The organism is Streptomyces lacrimifluminis (assembly GCF_014646095.1).
Taxonomy (GTDB): domain Bacteria; phylum Actinomycetota; class Actinomycetes; order Streptomycetales; family Streptomycetaceae; genus Streptomyces; species Streptomyces lacrimifluminis.
This window is the reverse complement of record NZ_BMMU01000025.1, coordinates 58,768-78,397: the sequence shown is the minus strand read 5'-3', so window position 1 is coordinate 78,397 and position 19,630 is coordinate 58,768. Positions and strand designations below refer to the sequence as shown.

Sequence of the window (19,630 nt, the reverse complement as noted above, 5' to 3'; positions counted from 1 at the left end):
CACGGCAGACATCGCGTCCGATGGAGTGCTGATCACGCACATGACCACACCCGCAACCAGTCCCGACACCTCCCTCGCCGCCCCGGGGCGGTCCCCGGCCGGTGGTGCTCCCGTCGGCCTCACCTCCCTCGCCCCCCTCGCGTCGCTCACCGGCCGTCGTATCCGCGCCGCCGTCATCGGGGCGGGTGCCATCGGGCGCGGGTCGCATCTGCCGGCGCTCGCACAGCTGGCCGACGAGGGCGAGACGGAGGTCGTCGCCGCCGTCGACATCAACGCCGACGCGGTGAAGGCGTTCTGCGCCCAGAGCGGGATTCCGCACGCGTACACCGACCTGGAGCAGATGCTCCGGGAACAGCGCCCCGACCTGGTGACCATCTGTACGCCGCCCACCCTGCACCGCGAGCAGACCGTGGCCGCGCTGCGCGCCGGGGCCTGGGTGTGGTGCGAGAAGCCGCCGGTGCCGACGCTCGCCGACTTCGACGCCATCGAGGCGGAGGAGGGGCTCGGGGGCGGCCCGTACGCCTCGATCGTCTTCCAGCACCGCTTCGGCTCCGCCTCCACCCATGTACGGCGGCTGCTGGCCGAAGGGGCCCTGGGCCGGCCGCTCGTGGCGCACTGCCAGACCACCTGGTACCGCGACACCGCCTACTACGCCGTCCCCTGGCGCGGGCGCTGGCAGACCGAGGGTGGCGGGCCCGCCATGGGACACGGCATCCACCAGATGGATCTACTCCTGGAGTTGCTCGGGCCGTGGAGCGAGGTACGGGGCATGGCCGGGCGGCTCGTCCACGACGTCGAGACCGAGGACGTCTCCACCGCGCTCGTCCGGTTCGCGAACGGTGCGCTGGCGACCGTCGTCAACAGTGTGCTCAGCCCCGACGAGGTCAGCCGTATCCGCATCGACTGCGAGCGCGCCACTGTCGAACTCACCCATCTGTACGGGCATTCCAACGCCAACTGGACGATCACCCCGGCGCCGGACGTGCCCGAGGCGGAGGTGGCCGCCTGGCGGGACTTCGGCACCGACGTGCCGAGCTCGCACCTGGCGCAACTGCGCGAGCTGGTCGCCAGCATGCGTGCCGGCGAACGGCCGCGCAGCAGCGGGGCGGACGGGCGGACCAGCCTGGAACTGATCACCGCGCTGTACAAGTCCGCCTTCACGGACACGACCGTCAAGGCCGGCGCCATCGGCGCCGGCGACCCCTATTACGCCGCACTGCACGGCGGGGCGCCCGGCTGGGCGCCCGCGACCGACGACGATGGCGATGTTTCCGAATCCGCCACCGAATCCGCCACCGAATCCGTTACCGAGGAGGCGTCCGCGTGACCATGTCCGAGGACCTGCGCATCGTCCACGCGCACGGCGACCGCATCACCGTGACCGAACCCGTCACCGGGGTCGAGCTGTTCAGCTACGTGTACGGAGCAGAAGCGGCCTGGGAGGCGCCGAAGCCGTATCTGCACCCCATCCGGACGCTTGCGGGCAACGTGGTCACCGACTACCGGCCCAACGACCACCGCTGGCACAAGGGCCTCCAGCTGACGGCCTCGCATCTGTCGGGGTCGAACCTGTGGGGCGGCAACACCTATGTGCACGGCGAGGGGTATCTCGCCCTCCCCGAGCGCGTCGGCTCGATGGCCCACGTCGGCTTCGACGAGGTCGCCTCCGCCAGGGGCCGGGTCGTCATCGCCGAGCGGCTCACCTGGCATCCGTACAGCGGGGAGCTGTGGGCACAGGAGTCGCGGCGGGTGGAGGTGCACGACGTCGATCCGGCGGCGGGTTCCTGGGCGCTGACCTGGACGAGCGCGATCACCAACCGGCGCGACGAGCCGCTGCTCTTCGGCAGCCCCACCACCGCCGGGCGTGAAGGGGCGGGCTACACCGGCCTGTTCTGGCGCGGCCCGCGCGCCTTCCGGGACGGGCGCGTCCTCGGCCCAGACTCCGCGGGGCCCGAACTGATGGGCGAGCAGGCGCCGTGGCTGGCGTACTCCGGCGAGTTCGACGGCGCCGACGGCCACGCCACGCTGGTCTTCGCACACGCGCCCGAGAACGACCACCTGGGGGCCGAGGGCACCCACCCCGCCCACTGGTTCGTGCGCAACGAGCCGTTCGCCGCCGTCGCCCCTTCCTGGGCCTTCTACGACGAACTGGAACTCGCGCCCGGCGACACGCTGACCCGCCGCTACCGGGTCGTCGTCGCCGACGGGGAGTGGGAGCGCGAGGGTGTCGCCAAGTACCTGGACGAGCACCCGTGGTGAGCCCGGTAGTCGGCGCGGCGGCCTTCGCAGGCCTACCCGGCGGCGTCGCCGTCTCGCACCTCGCCGTCTACGACTGGCCGGCCGTCGACGGGGTGTGCGGCGGAACTCCCCATATGCATCTGACCTGTTCGGAGGCGTACGTCGTCACGGGCGGGCGGGGCGCTGTGCAGACGCTCACCACGTCCGGGTACGAGGTGACGCCTCTCGCCCCCGGTACGGTCGCCTGGTTCACCCCGGGCACCATCCACCGGCTGGTCAACGAGGACGAACTGCGCATCACCGTCCTCATGCAGAACAGCGGGCTGCCGGAGGCGGGGGACGCCGTGCTCACGCTGCCGCCGGAGTACCTGACCGACCCGGAGACGTACGCCGCCGCGACCGTGATCCCGGCCGACGCACCGGTCGCCGAGCAGGAGCGGGTCGCCAGGGCCCGGCGCGATCTGGCCCTGGAGGGATACCGGGCGTTGCGGGAGGCGGAGGGGCCGGAGGCCCTGGCCGCCTTCCACGAGGCGGCGGCCACTCTCGTACGGCCCCGCCTCGCCGACTGGCGTGAGCGCTGGCGACGCGGCGCGGAGGCGGCGGCCGGCGCGACGGGCGACCAGCTCGACCGGCTGGAACGGGGCGACACGTCCCACCTCGCGGATGCCGTCGTACGGGCCGAACAGCCTTCGGCGCACGGGAAGTTCGGGATGTGCGGGCGGCTGGACGTGTACAGCGGCACCTCTTAAGGGGGGCCCGGCGGCTTCCGGGTCCGGGTCCAGGGCCCGGAGTCAGTTCCCGCGCAGGTGGTGCCGCTTGCGCCAGGCCACCACGGCGCCCACCACGGCCGGTACGGCGATGAAGGCCATCGCGATCAGGAAGGCGGGGGAGGTCGGCGACGAGGCCTGGGACCCCGCGACGACGTACGCGGCGGTGTTCGGGACGGACCCGAGGGCCGTCGCGAGCAGGAACGGCAGCCAGCCCATGCGGGAGACGGCGGCGCAGTAGTTGGCGGCCCAGAAGGGCACCCCGGGAAACAGCCTGGCCGCCATCATCGAGCGGAAGCCGTGCCGGCTGAGCTGGCCGTCCGCAGCCTGGAGCCAGCGGGCACGCAGCAACGGGCGCAGCGCGTCCTGACCCAGGACGCGGCCGAGACCGAAGGCCGCCCCGGCGCCCAGGACCGTGCCCGCGAGCGCGGCGGCGAGGCCCAGCTGGGAACCGAACAGCGCGCCCGCCGCGAGGTTCAGCAGCGGGCGTGGCACGAACGCCACGGTGCACAGCCCGTACGCGGCCCCGAAGAGCACCGCCGCGACCGCCCCGCCGACCTGGGGCGGCCAGCCGTCGGCGAGCAGCCGCTGCGGTTCGAAGAGCAGGACGCACGAGGCCGCCGCGCCGAGCAGCAGCACCAGGAGCGCCAGCCGCGCCCACGGCGAGAGCAGTGCTCTCGTGCAGCGCGCGGCGAGGCCGCCGACCGGGGTGACGACGATGACGGTGGGGGAGAGCGGGGAGAGCTCCGTGGCGATGGCCCGGGGAGTGGCCGTGGCGGTGCCCCCAGAGCGGGTGGTGGCATCGAGCATTCGGCGACACTAACCGACGTGTATGTGTGATCGCCGTATGGTTCGTCTCAACGGTGGAACAACCAGGGGGCCGACCGGCGCGCCGGGTGACACGTGTGCCCACACCCTGCGCAAACAGCACGCCGTGACATGCGCCACTGCGGCGGGGTCCGCGCGCCCTGGAGCCGCCGGTCCGCGGAAAACCATTCGACGTGCGGTGACGGGTCGGCGAGGATCGGGCTCATGTTCCGGTACGCCTTCCTCGCCGCATCCGCAGTCGCGGATGCCCCGAAGGCTGCCGTCCCGATCATCGTGGCAGCCGTCGACGGCGCCCGAAGCTGACCCTTCCCGGATCGTCCGGCGGACCCCGCAGGGGGAGGGTCGGCGAACTTCCTCGGGGTCCCCGTCCCGGCCGCGTTCTCCGCGCCGGGGCCATCACTCAGTACCGCCCAAGAGGCTTCGAGGTACCGCCATGTCCAAGACGGCTTACGTCCGCACGAAACCACATCTCAACATCGGCACGATGGGCCATGTCGACCACGGCAAGACCACCCTGACCGCGGCCATCACCAAGGTGCTCGCCGAGCGCGGCTCCGGCACGTTCGTTCCGTTCGACCGGATCGACCGCGCCCCGGAGGAGGCCGCGCGGGGCATCACCATCAACATCGCGCACGTGGAGTACGAGACCGACACCCGGCACTACGCGCACGTGGACATGCCGGGCCACGCCGACTACGTCAAGAACATGGTCACCGGAGCGGCGCAGCTCGACGGGGCGATCCTCGTCGTCTCCGCGCTCGACGGGATCATGCCGCAGACCGCCGAACACGTCCTGCTGGCCCGGCAGGTGGGTGTCGACCACATCGTCGTCGCCCTCAACAAGGCCGACGCCGTCGACGACGGCGAGGACGCGGTGCTGACGGACCTCGTGGAGCTGGAGGTCCGCGAACTGCTCACCGCGCACGGCTACGGCGGCGACGCGGTACCCGTCGTACGGGTGTCCGGCCTCAAGGCCCTTGAGGGGGACGCCCGTTGGACGGCGTCGATCGACGCGCTGCTCGACGCGGTGGACACCTATGTGCCCATGCCCGAGCGGTACGTGGACGCGCCGTTCCTGTTGCCGGTCGAGAACGTGCTCACCATCACCGGGCGCGGAACGGTGGTCACGGGAGCGGTCGAGCGCGGCACCGTCCGGGTGGGCGACCGGGTCGAGGTGCTGGGCGCGGAGGTGGACACGGTCGTCACCGGCGTGGAGACCTTCGGCAAGCCCATGGAGGAGGCGCAGGCCGGGGACAGCGTGGCGCTGCTGCTGCGCGGGGTGCCCCGGGACGCGGTCCGACGCGGGCACATCGTCGCGGCGCCCGGCAGCGTCGTGCCGAGCCGGCGGTTCTCCGCGCAGGTGTATGTGCTGTCCACCCGCGAGGGCGGACGTACGACGCCGGTGGCGACGGGGTACCGGCCGCAGTTCTACATCCGTACGGCGGATGTCGTGGGTGATGTGGACCTCGGCGAGATGGCTGTCGCGCGGCCCGGGGAGACGGTCACGATGACTGTGGAGCTGGGGCGTGAGGTGCCGTTGGAGCCGGGCCTCGGGTTCGCCATCCGGGAGGGTGGGCGGACCGTGGGGGCGGGGACTGTGACAGCCGTCGTGTGAGGGCGGCTGGTGTTCGTGGGGAGCTGCGGGGCCGTTGTGGCTGGTCGCGCCCACGCGGCGGAGCCGCATGTCGGCACAGCCCCGCGCCCCTTTGGCGGGGCGTCTCAACAGGCACAATGAAGAAGTGACCGAGGAGCCGATACCCGTTGCCCGTGCCGTCGATCACGGGTTCGCCAAGCTGATGCCCGACGTCGACCGTGAGCGCGCCTGGTTGCTCACGGTCGACGGGGCGCCTCAGTCGTACGTCGATCTGGATGAGCCGACGCATCTGGAGTTCGAGTACGCGCGACGGCTCGGGCATGTGCTGGACGTCGTCGCGGAGCCGGGGCGGGCGCTGGACGTGCTGCACCTCGGTGGGGGAGCGCTCACCCTGCCCCGGTACGTCGCCGCGACCCGGCCCGGTTCCCGGCAGGACGTCGTCGAGGCCGACAGCGGGCTGCTCGACCTGGTTGTCGAACACCTTCCGCTCCCCGCCGACGCGGGCATCGCCCTGCACGCGGCCGACGCCCGCGCCTGGCTGGAAGCCGCGCCCGACGCCTGCGCCGACGTGCTCGTCGCCGACGTGTTCGGCGGCTCGCGCGTTCCGGCGCACCTGACCTCCCTGACGTACGCCGAAGAGGCCGAGCGGGTGCTGCGCGACGACGGCGTCTACCTCGCCAACCTGGCCGATGGCGCGCCCTTCGCGTTTCTGAGGTCCCAACTCGCCACCTTCTCAACAGTGTTCGAGGAGCTGGCGCTGATCGCCGAACCGGGCGTCCTGCGGGGCCGCCGCTTCGGCAACGCGGTGCTCGTCGCCTCGCACAGCCCCCTGGACCCGGCCGCCCTGTCCCGCCGCGTCGCCTCCGACGCCTTCCCGGCCCGTCTCGAACACGGGCCCGCGCTGAGGGACTTCATAGGGGGCGCCGCACCGGTCCGGGACGAGGAGGCGGTGCCCTCACCGGTGCCTCCGCAGGGGGCGTTCGGTATCGGGTGAGGCCGGTGGGCGAGGGCGGCGGAGCGTTGGTCAGCCGCCGGTGCTCTCCAACTCTCCCTTCACCGGCGCTTCTTGGGCCGTGTCCCGGGTGACCTCCTTCGTGCGCCGGGTGAGGTTCCGTACGTCTCTTACGGACAGGGCCCCCGCCGTCACCACCACGACCAGGGCCGCGCAGCCCCACAGGGCCGCTGTGCGACCGAAGGTGTGTTCCGCCGGGCCCGCCAGCGCCGTGGCGAGGGGGAGTATCGCGACCGAGCCGAACCAGTCGTACGCGGAGACGCGGGAGAGCTTGTCCTCGGGGATCTCCTGATGCAGCGCGGTCATCCAGCTCACGCCGAACACCTCCTGCGTCACCCCGGTCACGAACATCACCACGCAGAGCACGGCGACCGGCACCGGTACGGCGAGCGCGGCGGCAGGCAGCGCCAGCGGGAACACACAGAGTGTGCCGGCGAGCAGCAGCCGACGTGGTTTCCAGCGCATCATCAGCACGGCCCCGGCGACGGTGCCGGCCCCGAACATGGCCAGTGCCAGTCCCCATGGCCCGGCCCCGCCGAGGCTGTCGCGGGCCACGAGCGGGCCGTAGACCGACTGGGCGGCGCCGATGACCGCGTTGGCGACGGCGAACTGGACGACGATCACCCACAGCCACGACCGTCCGGCGAACTCCCGCCAGCCCTCGCGCAGATCGGCGAGCATCCCGCCGCCCGGACGGCGTGCCGGGATGTGACTCACGTCGAGGAAGGCGCGCAGCGCCCCGGCGACCGCGAACGCCACCGCGTCCACCGCGAGGACCCAGCCGGGCCCGAGGACGGCGACCATCGCGCCGCCGGCGGCCGCGCCGCCGAGCGCCGCGCTCTGCATCGCCATCCGGAACACCGCGAAGGCGCGGGCGGCATGGTCTCCCTCGACCGAGGACAGCAGCATGCCCTCGGCAGCCGGGCCGAAGAACGCCTGTCCGGTGCCGCCGAGCGCCGTCAGGAGCATCATCTGCCACAACCGGGGTTCCCCGGCCAGCACGAGCACCGCGAACGCCGCCTGCGACAGGCAGTTGAGGGCGTTGGCGGCGACCATCACATGATGCCGGGGGAGCCGGTCGGCGATCACACCGCCGATCAGCAGGAACAGCACCAACGGCAACGTCCGCGCCGCCGCCACGAGACCCACGTCACCGGCGTCGCCGCCCGCGTCCAGCACGGCGAACGCGGCGGCGATCAGCGCCCCGGTGCTGCCGAGGTTCGTCACGACCGCCGCGGCGGTCAGCAGCCTGTAGTTGCGGCCGGCCCAGGCGGGGTGGCGCGGGTGTTCGGCGGGGGAGTCGGCGGAGGTCACCGGGCGACTATCGCGGCCCACCGCCGACTTGCCAATCCATTTCCGACCCGCCCGGACCAGGACCGGCCGGTTTCAGCCGGTCACCTGCTTCCGCCGCGCTCCGCCCCGCCCGTCCTCACGCCCCCGTCGGGTCCCCGTGCAGTCGTACCGTGCTCAGGATCTTCATGATCGTCTTCTCGGAAACCTCCTCGGGGACACCGGTGGCGCCGTACAGGCTCCACGCCACGTAGTCCCCGACCGAGTTCTTGAAGCCGAACGTGAAGGCCTTGCCGTCGCTCGTGCACTTGCCCTTCTGGGGCGTGTTCTTCGAGTGGGCCCGGGCGAGACTGCCCTTGATGCCGGACTTCGTCGTGTACGGCGTCGCCTTCTCGTCGAAGACGAGGCTCTTCTTGTCCGGCTGCGTGTAGCCGCCGTAGACCCACCAGGGGACCTGGTTCACGGCGACCTCGTCGGCGTTCTTCGCGCCGCTCGCGCCCTTGGTGCCCACGGCCGCGAGTGCGGTGTCCGATGTACGGCCGTCCTTGTCGTCGTCCGACACGCACCACTTCGACTTGTAGTACGCGGGCGCCGACATGGTGATGAGCGGCTTGGCGCCGGCCTTGGCGTCGTTGTCCTCGAAGCCGATCAGCATGCCCGGCGTCTCCACCTCCCAGTCCGCCGGGACGTCGAAGGCGGTGCCCCACTTCGGATTCACGACCACCTTCCAGCCGGCGACGGTCGGCTGCTCGGCCTGGGAGTCCCGCGGGTTGTCGTCCGAGGCCGGCGCGGACGCGGAGGCGGAAGCCGAGGTGCTCGGGTCGGCGGATGCGGACGCGGGCGTGGACGGGCTCGACTGCTTGTCCTTCTTGCCCGAGCCCGCTTCCTTGTCCTTGTCGCCGCCCAGGACGAGGAAACCGGTGACCCCGGCCGTGATCACGACAGCGGTCGCCGCGACGATCGCGGTGATCTTCGTCCGGTTCCCTCCTCCGCCTCCGCCCGGCGGGGGCTGCGGCGCACCCGTCGGCGTCGGAGCGCCCCACCCCGGCTGCGGCTGATGCTGCGGCGGTTGGGGATGGGGGTTGGGCTGCGGATACCCCGTCTGCTGGTATCCGGGCTGCTGGTACGGGTTCGGTTGCTGATAGCCCGGCTGCTGGTAGGGATTGTGCGGCGGGACCTGCGGGTCCTGCGGGTTCTGCTCGCCCCCGGGCGGCTGCTGTTCTGGCCACATGGCCGGTAACGATACGGCGGTTGACGCGCCGCGTCTGGCCAGAAGTGGCTACTCGTGGGTAACATACGGTCATGAGCGCAGAGCAGATGTCGATCGGCGAACTTCTCACCGCCACGGTGCCGATGGTTCGCACGCTGAACCTCGAGTACCTGGAGACCACTCCGGAGAAGGCCGTACTGGCTCTGCCGGACCAGGGCGAGTACCGCAACCACGTCGGCGGACCGCACGCCGGCGCCATGTTCACGCTCGGGGAGTCGGCCAGTGGGGCTGTCGTCCTCGCGGCCTTCGGTGACCAGCTCTCCCGCGCCGTACCGCTGCCCGTCACCGCCGAGATCGCGTTCAAGAAGATCGCGCTCGGCCCCGTCAAGGCCATCGCGACCCTCGGGCGCCCAGCCGCCGAGGTCGTCGCCGAACTCGACGAGGGCAAGCGTCCCGAGTTCCCGGTGACCGTCGCCATCCAGCGCGAGGACGGGGCCGTCACCGGTGAGATGACCGTCATCTGGACCCTTCGCCCGAACAGCTGAAGGTCTCCCACGACAGTTCACCGGCTCCCCGGAGCCACAGCGACCCGGCAGGTCACGGACCTGCCGGGTCTCGGTGTTTTCGGGCCGCGATCAGGCTGTCGCGGACGGTGTCGGTGGTCAACTTCTGTTGGGCGTCCGCTGGTTGGACCTGGGTACCCCAACCGGGCGGCGCGCGGCGACGCTCTCGGCGCCCTGCGCCTCATACCGTCCCCGCGAGGCCAGAAGTTGAAGATTGTGTGTGCCATCCGAGTGCTCATGCACACAACTCGGCGGGCAACCGGGGTGCAATTTCGAATGCCGGTGCGGATACCGCCGGTAACACATCTGAATTCTCTTCGTTTTGAACTTTGGTCACTCGCACTGCTTGTTTATGGTGAGACGTGTGTGCGAGTGTGAGCCAACTCGCGCGGGGGCGGAGGTCGGACCCCCTTTTCCCGCTCGGGATTCCGTGCCGGTCGACCCGAAGTCCCACAGCTGACGAGTCGTAGGTACGCACCAATCAAGCACCTCTTTCCCGTGGATGTGCAATTCGCTCGTGCCGTCCTGCGGCTTGGAAGGAATTGGTTCTGTGCAATCCCCTCACCCACCGCGTCCGCCCTACCCCCCTCGTCCTGGCGCGACCCCGGCCGAATCCGACATGAACCTCGCGGCGCAACTGCGCGGGCGTGTGGAGGGCGAGAGCGCGTACGCCGTCGCAATGCTGCTGGCGCGGCACTGGCAGTCGACGTACGACTACGCGGCCATCTGTCTCGCGGCCGAGGGAGACCTCGCCACCATGGCGGCAACGTCGGCCTTTCACCGGGTGTTCGGGAGGCTGGAGCGCAGTGAGTCGAATCAGGCGCTGCGGCCCCAACTCCTCGTGGCGGTACGGGAAACCGTCAGGGAGTGGTCCGCCGAAGACGGTATTTCCGTGGTGCTTCCGGAACTCCGCAAACCCATCGGTGCGCGTGGTCTACGCGCGGCGAGGGCCAGGACATCCGAAAAGCGGCAACTGGCCGAGCGGTCATTCCGCGCCCTGCCGAGAGCGGCCCAGTGCCTGCTCTGGCACACCGAGGCCGAGGCGGAGCCCATTTCCGCAACGGCCGCTCTGCTGGGAGTGGACTCCGCAAGCGCTTCGGCAGCGCTGGAGCAGGCGCGCGAGCAATTCCGTTCCATGTGTGTGCGTGCCCATCGCGAACTCGCGCCGACCAATGAATGCCGCTTCTACAACCGCCTCCTCGATGTCTCGATCCGACGCGGCGGCGGTCTGCTGCCCGATGTCGAGCAGCATCTGCTGACGTGCCCTCACTGCCGGCACGCCGCCGAGCAACTCAGCTATTTCGAAGGCGAACTCGGCACTCTCCTCGCCGAGGCGGTGCTCGGCTGGGGAGCGCGCCGCTATCTCGACTCCCGCCCGGGGCGCGGCGGCCAGGGCGCCTCTCCCCGCGGCCCGGCCGGCCGGGGCGGCGGACGCGCCGGTGGCCGTCATCGGCTCCTGGCCCATCTCCCGCTGCCCGACGAACGGTTCGTCCTCCCGGGAAGGCGCAGGCGGGCCGTGGCTGTCGGAGTCGGGGTCATGTCCGTCGCGCTGCTCGCGAGCGTGCTCGGCGCCCGGACCTGGTCGAACGAGAGCACCGTGCCGACGGCCACCTGGGGCACGGCGAGCGGCTACTCGGCCGCCCCGGACACCGCCTCCCCGGACCCCGCCGACCGCGGGTCGGTCCCCCCGTCGCAGGCGGACGGTTCGTCGTCGGCCACCCCTGCCGCCTATCCCGGGGTTTCGCAACGCGGCTGGCTGCGCCACGTCGTCACGGGCCTGTGCCTGGACGTCCGGGGCGACCGGATCGTGGCCGGTGCCGGGGTCCGGCTGGCCGTGTGCTCGTCCGCCGAGACCCAGCAGTGGTCGTACGAGTACGACGGCCTCCTGCGCAGCCTCGCCGACCCGAGTCTGTGCCTCGACTCGCGCGCCGGCGACGGAAACGTCGTCCTCGCCGGTTGTGTCGGGTCCACCGCCGACAATGTCCGTTACGACGTCACGGTCCAGGGCGAGCTGCTGCCCCGCTGGCGCGAGGAACTGGCCGTCGTGCCCGTCTCCCTGCGCGCCGGCGCAGACGTGGTGGTCAGGACGAGGTCCGGGGCGGCGGGAGAGACCTGGATGTTCGTCTCCCAGCCCTCCGCGTCCGACGACTCCGCCAGGGGCGGTGACCCGCGGGAGAGCGGGGGTGCCACGGGCGGGGAGCCCGGGCAGAAGCCGAAGGAGAAGGGCCAGGGCGGCCCGGGAGGTACGCAGCAGGGGCCCAAGCACGATACGGGAGAAGGGACTTCGGGACCCGGTGGGTCACCAACGCCCTCCCCCGAGACCACTTCTGAGCAGCAGTTCGAGACCCGGTATGTCACGGACGACGGCAGCCAGGAGGAGTCCGCGCCCGTTCCGGCGGCCGTCCTTCCGCCGCAGCCGCTGGGCGCGATGGAGCCGGTCGTCGTCTCGGCGGTGCACGCGGTCGGCTCGATCCAGGGGGCCGTCGGTTCGCTCATGCCCAAGTGATTGACACGAGTCACTGTCGGTCCTAGGTTCGCCGGCGCGATCGCCTTCCCCCACAGAAGGAGTGACGGCCGATGACCGACATCGATCCCCGGGAGTTACGGGGAGGAGGTGGCGGCGTGCTGCGCCGGCTGACGGTCGGTCTCCTGACCGTCGCCGCCCTGCTCGTGGCCCCCGTTCCGGCGGCGCAGGCCGCACGGAACGGGACTCTCGTCCAAACCGACGCGGGCTGGGTGCGCGGGGAAGTCACCGCCGAGGGGCGGCAGTTCCTCGGCATTCCCTACGCCCAGCCCCCAGTCGACGGCCTTCGTTGGAGGGCCCCGCGGCCGGTCGCGCCCTGGCAAGGCGTGCGTGCGGCGGGCGAGTTCGGCAACAGGTGTGTACAGACGTCGAGTTGGGACCCCGGATACGAGCGCCCGAGTCACACCGAGGACTGTCTCGACCTCAACGTGTACGTCCCGCAAGGGGCCGTACGCGGCCCGGTACTGGTCTGGCTGCACGGCGGCGGGCTCACCGCGGGCGCCGGTGAGGATGTCGTGCCGGACGTCTTCGCCCGGCGTACCGGCGCGGTCGTCGTGACCGTCAACTACCGCCTCGGAGCAATGGGTTTCCTCGCCACGGACGCCCTGGACGGCGAGGCGCGCGACGGGGTGTCCGGCAACTTCGGCATGCTCGACCAGCAGGCGGCTCTGCGTTGGGTGCGGGCCAACATCGGCCGCTTCGGAGGCGATCCGGGCCGGGTGACCATCGCGGGTGAGTCGGCGGGCGGCCGTTCGGTCTGCACGCAGCTGGCCTCGCCGACCTCGACCGGCCTGTACCGGGCGGGAATCGTGCAGAGCGGCGCGTACAACGACTGCGCGGCCCGTCCGCACTCGTCGGCCACCACACAGGGCGCGGCCTTCGCCGAGAAGCTCGGCTGCTCCGGTGCCGATGCTCTCGGCTGTCTGCGGGGCAGGTCCGCCGCCGAGATCCTGGCCGCCCAGGGCGGCTTCGACTGGGCTCCGGTGACCGGCGGCGCCTTTTTGCCCGCGCAGCCCGTCGAGGCGTTCGCGAACGGCGCCGCCGCACATGTGCCGGTGCTGAACGGCGCCAACCGGGACGAGGGCAGGATGTTCGCCTTCGCCGCCTTCGACGCGAACGGCACTCCGCTCACCGCCGAGCGGTACCCCTCGGTCATGCGGGCGGCCTTCGGTGACCGGGCCCTGGCCCGCTACCCGCTGTCGACGTACCCCTCCCCGACCATCGCCTACGGCACCGCCCAGGGTGACGAGCTGTTCGCGTGCCCGGCGCTGCGGCTCGACACCGTGCTCGCGGGCCGCGGTCCGGTCTACACGTACGAGTTCGCCGACCGCACCTCGCCGCCCTTCGCCTCGCTGCGGAACCTGGGCACCGACTTCGACTTCGGGGCGACCCATGTGAACGAGGTGCAGTACCTCTTCAAGCACTTCGGCCTGGAGTCGCCGCTCGACGCCGGGCAGCGGGTCCTGTCCCGGCAGATGGTCCAGTACTGGGGCACCTTCCTGCACGGGGGTGTCCCGCGCGCGGACGGGCAGCCGGCGATGCCCGACCGTCCCGGTCTGGTCCTCTCGCTGCGTACCGGGTCGGCGGGCGGGAACGTCCTGAGCACGACCACCGGAGAGGAACACCAGTGCGACCTCTGGGACGGGGAGGCGTCCTCGGTGTCACCGTGAGCCGGTAGGCTTCCCGGCGCGTGCCCGGGGCCGGGCGCGCGCCGGGAACGCAGACGTACCGGGCGTACGGCGAGATCGGAAGGAAACCGGCGTTGCACGTGCAGGAATGGCTGGAGACGATCCCCGCGGTCAGTATCTACGCGCTGGTGGGACTGGTCATCGGGCTGGAGAGTCTGGGCATTCCGCTGCCGGGCGAGATCATTCTGGTCTCCGCCGCGCTGCTCGCCTCCCAGCACGGCGAGATCGACCCGTTCGTCCTCGGCGCGTGCGCGAGCGCCGGCGCGATCATCGGTGACTCGATCGGCTATGCCATCGGCCGCAAGGGCGGTCGGCCGCTGCTGGCCTGGCTCGGGGCGAAGTTCCCCAGGCACTTCGGGGAGGGACACATCGCCACCGCCGAGCGGTCCTTCGAGAAGTGGGGCGTGTGGGCGGTCTTCTTCGGCCGCTTCGTCGCACTGCTGCGGATCTTCGCCGGGCCGTTGGCGGGTGTGCTGCACATGCCCTACTGGAAGTTCCTGATCGCCAACGTGCTCGGTGGGATCGTCTGGGCGGGCGGGACGACCGCGGTCATCTACTACGTGGGTGTGGTCGCGGAGTCGTGGCTGAAGCGGTTCTCGTGGGTGGGGCTGGTGCTCGCGGTGCTCGTCGGCTTGACGTCGATGTTGGTGCTGAAGCGCAAGGCGAAGAAGATGCAGGGTGCTGTGCGTGAAGTTGAGACCGTAGGGGCTTCTGAGTGATGCCGGGCGCGGGCCGTCAGCGGCTTGTCGCGCAGTTCCCCGCGCCCCTGGGTCGGCTTCTCTACTCGTGGATTTCCTTGTGGGCCTTGGCCAGGTCCGCGTAGTGCGTGCCGTTCAGGGTGGTTCCCTGGCGTTCCTCCTCTGTCAGCTCCCTGCGCACCTTTGCCGGTACCCCCGCGACCAGTGAACCCGGCGGGACCCGCATGCCCTGCGGTACCAGTGCCTGGGCCGCCACCAGTGAGCCCGCGCCGATCACCGCGCCGTTCAGGACCGTCGCGCCCATGCCGATCAGGCAGTCGTCCTCGACCGTCGCACCGTGCACCACCGCGTTGTGGCCGACGGAGACGCGCTCGCCGATGGTCACGGGGAAGCCCGGGTCTGCGTGCAGCGTGCAGTTGTCCTGGATGTTGCTCCGGGCGCCGACGGAGATCCGCTCGACGTCGCCGCGCAGCACCGCCCCGTACCAGACGCTCGCACCCGCCTGAAGGGTCACGTCCCCGATCACCGAGGACGTGGGCGCCACGAACGCCTCCTGGTCCACCTTCGGTTCCCTGCCGCCGATGCCGGTGATCAACGCCTTGTGCGTCATCTCGCCTCCTGGTCCTCGAATACGTCAGACCGTACGCCACCTCCGTGGGGCGAAGATCACAGGTGTGCGGCATGCTGGGCCCGCCCGGCCGTGAGTACGGTGTGCGGGTGCCCAAGCCCAAGAACACGTTCTCGTCATGGCGGCGTCGGCTGGCGCAGCGCGCGGTGCACGCGGGCTGGGCCTGGGTGCAGCGCACGGGCTCCGTGACCGCCGAGAACCCCGGGCGGCTGAGCTTCCGGGCGATGGGAACAGGTACCAGGCTCGCCTTCCCGCTGGGCACCGTCTTCGGGGAGCCCTGGATCGAGCTGGGCTCCCACTGCATCATCGGCGAGCAGGTGACCCTGACGGCGGGCCTGATGCCCGACCTCGACCTCGGCCCGGACCCCATCCTGCGCATCGGCGACGGTGTCGTCCTCGGCCGGGGCAGCCATGTCATCGCCGACACGACGGTCACCATCGGCAGCGACTGCTACTTCGGGCCGTACGTGTACGTGACGTCCACCAACCATTCGTACGACGATCCGCACGAGCCCATCGGCAAGCAGTGGCCGCGCATGGAGCCGGTCGAGATCGGCCCGGGCTGCTGGATCGGCACCGGTGCGGTGATCCTGCCGGGGGCGCGGATCGGGCGGAACGTGGTGGTGGCTGCCGGTGCGGTGGTACGCGGGACGGTGCCCGACCACGCGGTGGTGGCGGGGGCTCCGGCCAGGGTCGTACGCCGCTGGACACCGGCCGGGGGCTGGCGGCCACCGCTGCGGACACCGGCCCCGACCCCGATACCGGAGGGGACCACTCCGGAGCAGCTGCGGGCCTTGGCGGAGCTGGACGAGGGGGCTGTGGCGCGGCTGGCGGAGCTGGACGCGGAGGAGCACGCCGGGGACGTACGCGCCGAGTCCTGATCCGGCGGTCACGGGCCGGTGCTCAGCCTGTCGCCAGCAGGAGCGTGCCCACCAGGGCCAGGCCCGCGCCCGCCGCCTGGACCGCGCGCAGGCGTTCGCTGAGGAAACCGCGGGCCGCCAGGGCGGTGACCACCGGATAGAGCGAGGCGAGTACGGCGGCCATGGTGACCGGACCGTGCTGGGCGGCGACCGAATAGGTGCCGTTGGCGGCGACATCGGCGAGGCCGACGAAGCCGAGCGCGGTGAGCGAGCGCCAGGGGAAGCCGCCGGCCGGAAGGGCGGCGCCACCACGCCGGACCGAGACGTACAGCGCGGCGCCGCCGACGGCCACGTTCGTCACACGCTGCACGAAGAGCGCGAGGAACAGCCCCGTGAGCGTGGTCGACGCCTCCGCGATCAGCGCGAACACCGTGCCGAAGCCGAACGCCGCGAGCAGGCTGAGCAGGATCGCCTGCCGTTGCACGGGTGCGCCCCCGAGCCGCGGTCCGCCCGCGAGCACGACCCCGACGACGGCGACCGCGATCCCCGCGAACTGGAGCAGCCCGGGACGTTCGCCGAGAAAGAGCCCGACGCTGATGGGAATGGCGACGCCCAGGGAGCCGAGCGGGGAGACGACCCCCATCGGGCCCAGGGCGAGCGCCTTGTAGAAGGAGAGCAGGGCCACCGGTCCGGCGACGCCCGCGGCGACGGCGAACCAGAGTCTCGGGCCTGCCTCGCTCCAGCCGCCCGTCAGGACCACGATCGTGCCGAGCACGACCGCCGCGATCGACTGCGAGACCACGACCACCGTCAACGCGGACATACGGCGGGTCAGCAGGCCGCCGCCGAAGTCGGCCAGCCCCCAGAGCAGGCTGGTGACCAGGGCGAAGAACGCGGTCATGAGGACGCCTCGCAGTACAGTGGAGTGAACAGTTCGGTTCAGCACACAGTAGTTCAATGAAGTGAACTCTGTCATCCACAATCTTGCACTCTGGGCGGTGCGGCAGGATGAGGTGCCGAAGACAAGGCCCAGACAAGGCCGAAGGCAAGACTGAAGACGAGAGTGTCGGACGAGAACTTGGACGGAACGTTGTCGGACCTCGACCTGCTGACCCAGTCGCTGGCGCGCAGCGTGAAGCGCTGGCGCGCCGAACGTGGCTTCACCCTGGAGGCGCTCGCCGCCCGTGCCGGGGTCAGTCGCGGGATGCTCATCCAGATCGAGCAGGCCCGCACCAACCCCAGCCTCGGTACGGTCGTGAAGATCGGTGACGCCCTCGGCGTCAGCATCACCACGCTGCTCGATCAGGAGCAGGGCCCGAAGGTCCGGATCGTCGCCGCCGACCAGGCCGTACGGCTGTGGCACACCGACGCCGGCAGCTACAACCGGCTCCTCGCGGGCACCGAGGCGCCGGGCCCGCTGGAACTGTGGGACTGGCACCTCATGCCCGGCGACAGCAGCCCGTCCGACCCGCACCCCGGGGGTACGTTCGAGATCCTCCACGTCACGGCGGGCGAACTGACGCTGACGGTCGACGGAGTCGAACACCGTGTCCCGACAGGCGCGAGCGCCACCTTCGAGGCCAACGTCCCCCACACGTACGGCAATGACGGCGCCGAACCACTGGAGATGCTGATGTCGGTGTCGGTCCCGCCGGTGAGCTGAGACGCCCGGCAGGACGTCCGCCCACGGGCTGTTAGCGTGCCGTCATGCGCGCCCCCATCGGAGACTTCGACACCGCCACCCCAGCCCCGGACTGCCTCGACGAACTCGTCGGTCCGGTCGCCGACGCCGTACGTCGGTGGACGGCTGGGAGTGGCCCCTCGGGGGGAGTTCCCGCCGATCAGATCCTCTACGTCGACACCGACCCGGAATGGGCCGACACCGCCGTCTTCGTGGAGCACTACGGGCGGGACCTGCTCGAACGGTCGGCGAACTGCGTGGTCGTGGCCGCCAAGCGCGGCGGCGAGACCACTCTCGCCGCATGTCTCGTCCTGTCCACCACCCGGGTCGATGTGAACGGGGTGGTGCGCCGCCGACTCGGCGCCCGCAAGGCGTCGTTCGCACCGATGGACACGGCCGTCGGGGAGAGCGGCATGGAGTACGGAGGCATCACGCCCATCGGACTTCCCGGCTCCTGGCCGCTGTTGGTCGACTCGGCAGTCGTCGACCTCCCCTGGGTGCTGATCGGCAGCGGACGGCGACGCGGCAAGCTGTTGGTGCCGGGGAAGGCGTTCGCCGAGCTGCCGGGTGCCGTGGTGGTGGACGGGCTGGGCGTCAACTGACGTCGGCCGGCTGACCGGTGAGCGGATGTCAGGTGCGGATCGCCGCGTTTCCCGGTGTCAGTGGTCGGCCTCCTTGCCGATGTACACGTCGGCGAACGCCGCCGCGGCTGCGGGGGAGTCGAGGATGCGGCGGAGGCGGGCCAGTGTCGTACCGGCGCGGAACGGGTCGCCCGACGACGCCCCGTGATAGATGTCGGACAGCCACAAAGAGAACTCCTGGTACTGCCAGACGCGCCGCAGACACGCCTCCGAGTAGTCGTTGAGGGTGTCGGGGTCACCCGTCGCGAGGTAGTTGACGAGTCCGTCGCCGAGCAGGAAGGCGTCGTGCAGGGCGAGGTTCATTCCCTTGGCGGCGATGGGGGCGGTGAGATGGGCCGCGTCGCCGGCCAGGAACAGCCGCCCGAACTGCATGGGCTCCACCACGTAGTTGTGCATGTCGAGCACGCGCTTCTCGATCAGACGGCCCTCGTTGAGCGGGGATGCTCCCAACGCGCCGAGCCGCTCGTGGAGTTCGGCCCAGACGCGATTGTCCGGCCAGTTCTCCGGGTCGTCGCCGGGCGGGCATTCCAGGTAGTAGCGGGTGACCTCGGGGCCCCGGGCCATGTGCCCGGCGAAGCCGTGCGGGTGGATGCCGAACATCACGCAGTCGTTGGACGGCGGCGCCTCGGCGAGGAGGGCCAGCCAGCCGACGCCGTAGTCGTGCCGAGCGACGCGGGCGTGCGTCGCCGGAATCGCCGTACGGGTCACCCCGCGCGCCCCGTCGCATCCGGCGATGAACTCGCCCTGCACGTACTCCCGTTGGCCTGTCTCCGCGGAGACGTAGGACACCGAGGGCCGGTCGGTGTCGAGGTCGTGGACGAGCACGTCCCGCACGCTGAAGCGGATGTCGCCGCCGCGCACGTCCGCGTACTCGCGCACCAGGTCCGTCACCAACAGCGGCTGAGGATAGGCGAAATGGCGGTCGCCCGACAGCTCGGCGTACTCGAAGCGATGACGTCGACCGCCGAACCGGAACTCGCACTTCGTGTGCGTACCGGCCCGCTCCAGCAACGTGTCCGCCAGGCCCCGCCGTTGGAGCGCGCGCACCGCCCATTCCTCGATGAACCCGGCCCGCGGGTGCTGCTCGATGAACTCCCGGCTCTCCGTCTCCAGCACCACACAGTCGATGCCGGCCGCCCGCAGGATGTTCCCGACGGTGAGACCGGCGGGTCCGGCGCCCACGATCACCACCGGAAACCGTTGCGTGGACAGGGAGTTGGGCGTGGGGCCGGGGGGAGGTGAGGCAAAAGTCACCCGAACATTATGTCGACCGCCCGCCGTGGTCGGGCAACCCGCACTTTTCGTTATCGGTGGCCCCGGAGCGCGTCTCCTCTCCGTAACTCCGAGAGCACCTCACCCCCCATAGCCAAGGACCGCAGCCTTGAACACACGGATCAGCCGTCGCGGC

At 71.1% G+C, this 19,630-nt stretch carries 18 protein-coding genes; 12 read left to right on the top strand and 6 right to left on the bottom strand.

Features of this window, described 5'->3' with window-relative positions:
* The first annotated feature begins 40 nt into the window (after positions 1 to 40).
* The 3 genes from IEY89_RS30015 to IEY89_RS30005 are packed head-to-tail and all read left to right on the top strand — an operon-like array spanning position 41 to position 2,987.
* The gene (locus IEY89_RS30015) at positions 41 to 1,327 is read left to right on the top strand and encodes a Gfo/Idh/MocA family protein (RefSeq protein WP_229695476.1); all 1,287 of its coding nucleotides are present in this window, start codon (positions 41 to 43) and stop codon (positions 1,325 to 1,327) included.
* A gap of 2 nt (positions 1,328 to 1,329) precedes the next feature.
* A complete protein-coding gene (locus IEY89_RS30010) occupies positions 1,330 to 2,259 on the top strand; it encodes a DUF6807 domain-containing protein (RefSeq protein ID WP_189150713.1) in 930 nt (309 codons plus the stop codon).
* Positions 2,253 to 2,987, top strand: coding sequence for a cupin domain-containing protein (locus IEY89_RS30005; protein WP_189150654.1), 735 nt, complete (start codon positions 2,253 to 2,255; stop codon positions 2,985 to 2,987). Before IEY89_RS30010 ends, IEY89_RS30005 begins: the two co-directional genes overlap by 7 nt.
* Before the next feature lie 42 nt (positions 2,988 to 3,029).
* On the opposite strand, the gene IEY89_RS30000 is transcribed toward IEY89_RS30005, so the two are convergent.
* Complete coding sequence (locus tag IEY89_RS30000; RefSeq protein WP_189150653.1) at positions 3,030 to 3,815, bottom strand: TVP38/TMEM64 family protein; 786 nt, start codon at positions 3,813 to 3,815, stop codon at positions 3,030 to 3,032.
* 451 nt (positions 3,816 to 4,266) lie between these two features.
* On the opposite strand from IEY89_RS30000, the gene tuf reads away from it, so the two are divergent.
* A complete protein-coding gene (gene tuf, locus IEY89_RS29995; RefSeq protein ID WP_189150652.1) occupies positions 4,267 to 5,448 on the top strand; it encodes an elongation factor Tu in 1,182 nt (393 codons plus the stop codon).
* Positions 5,449 to 5,629: 181 nt separating this feature from the next.
* Positions 5,630 to 6,421, top strand: coding sequence for a spermidine synthase (locus IEY89_RS29990; RefSeq protein WP_229695481.1), 792 nt, complete (start codon positions 5,630 to 5,632; stop codon positions 6,419 to 6,421).
* A 30-nt stretch (positions 6,422 to 6,451) separates the two neighbouring features.
* On the opposite strand, the gene IEY89_RS29985 is transcribed toward IEY89_RS29990, so the two are convergent.
* Both IEY89_RS29985 and IEY89_RS29980 read right to left on the bottom strand, forming a co-directional pair.
* Positions 6,452 to 7,753: an MFS transporter gene (locus tag IEY89_RS29985; RefSeq protein ID WP_189150650.1), complete on the bottom strand. Its 1,302-nt coding sequence runs from the start codon at positions 7,751 to 7,753 to the stop codon at positions 6,452 to 6,454.
* Positions 7,754 to 7,868: 115 nt separating this feature from the next.
* Entirely contained in the window at positions 7,869 to 8,960 is a 1,092-nt protein-coding gene (locus IEY89_RS29980) for a DUF8017 domain-containing protein (protein WP_189150649.1), read from the bottom strand.
* Between the two features lie 86 nt (positions 8,961 to 9,046).
* Here IEY89_RS29980 and IEY89_RS29975 point away from each other — a divergent pair, with 86 nt between their 5' ends.
* The 4 genes from IEY89_RS29975 (at position 9,047) to IEY89_RS29960 (ending at position 14,433) form a co-directional block, all read left to right on the top strand.
* A complete protein-coding gene (locus IEY89_RS29975; RefSeq protein ID WP_189150712.1) occupies positions 9,047 to 9,484 on the top strand; it encodes a DUF4442 domain-containing protein in 438 nt (145 codons plus the stop codon).
* Between the two features lie 637 nt (positions 9,485 to 10,121).
* The gene (locus tag IEY89_RS29970; protein WP_189150648.1) at positions 10,122 to 12,008 is read left to right on the top strand and encodes an RICIN domain-containing protein; all 1,887 of its coding nucleotides are present in this window, start codon (positions 10,122 to 10,124) and stop codon (positions 12,006 to 12,008) included.
* 71 nt (positions 12,009 to 12,079) lie between these two features.
* On the top strand, positions 12,080 to 13,696 hold the full coding sequence (locus tag IEY89_RS29965; protein ID WP_189150647.1) for a carboxylesterase/lipase family protein: 1,617 nt from the start codon (positions 12,080 to 12,082) through the stop codon (positions 13,694 to 13,696).
* Positions 13,697 to 13,788: 92 nt separating this feature from the next.
* Complete coding sequence (locus tag IEY89_RS29960) at positions 13,789 to 14,433, top strand: DedA family protein (protein ID WP_189150646.1); 645 nt, start codon at positions 13,789 to 13,791, stop codon at positions 14,431 to 14,433.
* A 61-nt stretch (positions 14,434 to 14,494) separates the two neighbouring features.
* Here IEY89_RS29960 and IEY89_RS29955 read toward each other — a convergent pair whose 3' ends face one another.
* Complete coding sequence (locus IEY89_RS29955) at positions 14,495 to 15,022, bottom strand: gamma carbonic anhydrase family protein (RefSeq protein ID WP_189150645.1); 528 nt, start codon at positions 15,020 to 15,022, stop codon at positions 14,495 to 14,497.
* Between the two features lie 107 nt (positions 15,023 to 15,129).
* Between IEY89_RS29955 and IEY89_RS29950 the strand changes: the two genes are divergently transcribed.
* Positions 15,130 to 15,921, top strand: coding sequence for an acyltransferase (locus IEY89_RS29950; protein WP_189150644.1), 792 nt, complete (start codon positions 15,130 to 15,132; stop codon positions 15,919 to 15,921).
* A 22-nt stretch (positions 15,922 to 15,943) separates the two neighbouring features.
* Here IEY89_RS29950 and IEY89_RS29945 read toward each other — a convergent pair whose 3' ends face one another.
* A complete protein-coding gene (locus IEY89_RS29945; protein ID WP_189150643.1) occupies positions 15,944 to 16,801 on the bottom strand; it encodes an EamA family transporter in 858 nt (285 codons plus the stop codon).
* A gap of 189 nt (positions 16,802 to 16,990) precedes the next feature.
* On the opposite strand from IEY89_RS29945, the gene IEY89_RS29940 reads away from it, so the two are divergent.
* Together IEY89_RS29940 and IEY89_RS29935 are read left to right on the top strand one after the other, a co-directional pair.
* On the top strand, positions 16,991 to 17,563 hold the full coding sequence (locus IEY89_RS29940; RefSeq protein WP_189150711.1) for an XRE family transcriptional regulator: 573 nt from the start codon (positions 16,991 to 16,993) through the stop codon (positions 17,561 to 17,563).
* Positions 17,564 to 17,607: 44 nt separating this feature from the next.
* Positions 17,608 to 18,183: a YbaK/EbsC family protein gene (locus IEY89_RS29935; RefSeq protein WP_189150642.1), complete on the top strand. Its 576-nt coding sequence runs from the start codon at positions 17,608 to 17,610 to the stop codon at positions 18,181 to 18,183.
* A gap of 57 nt (positions 18,184 to 18,240) precedes the next feature.
* Here IEY89_RS29935 and IEY89_RS29930 read toward each other — a convergent pair whose 3' ends face one another.
* Entirely contained in the window at positions 18,241 to 19,413 is a 1,173-nt protein-coding gene (locus tag IEY89_RS29930; protein WP_189150710.1) for a 4-hydroxybenzoate 3-monooxygenase, read from the bottom strand.
* Positions 19,414 to 19,630: the final 217 nt, after the last annotated feature.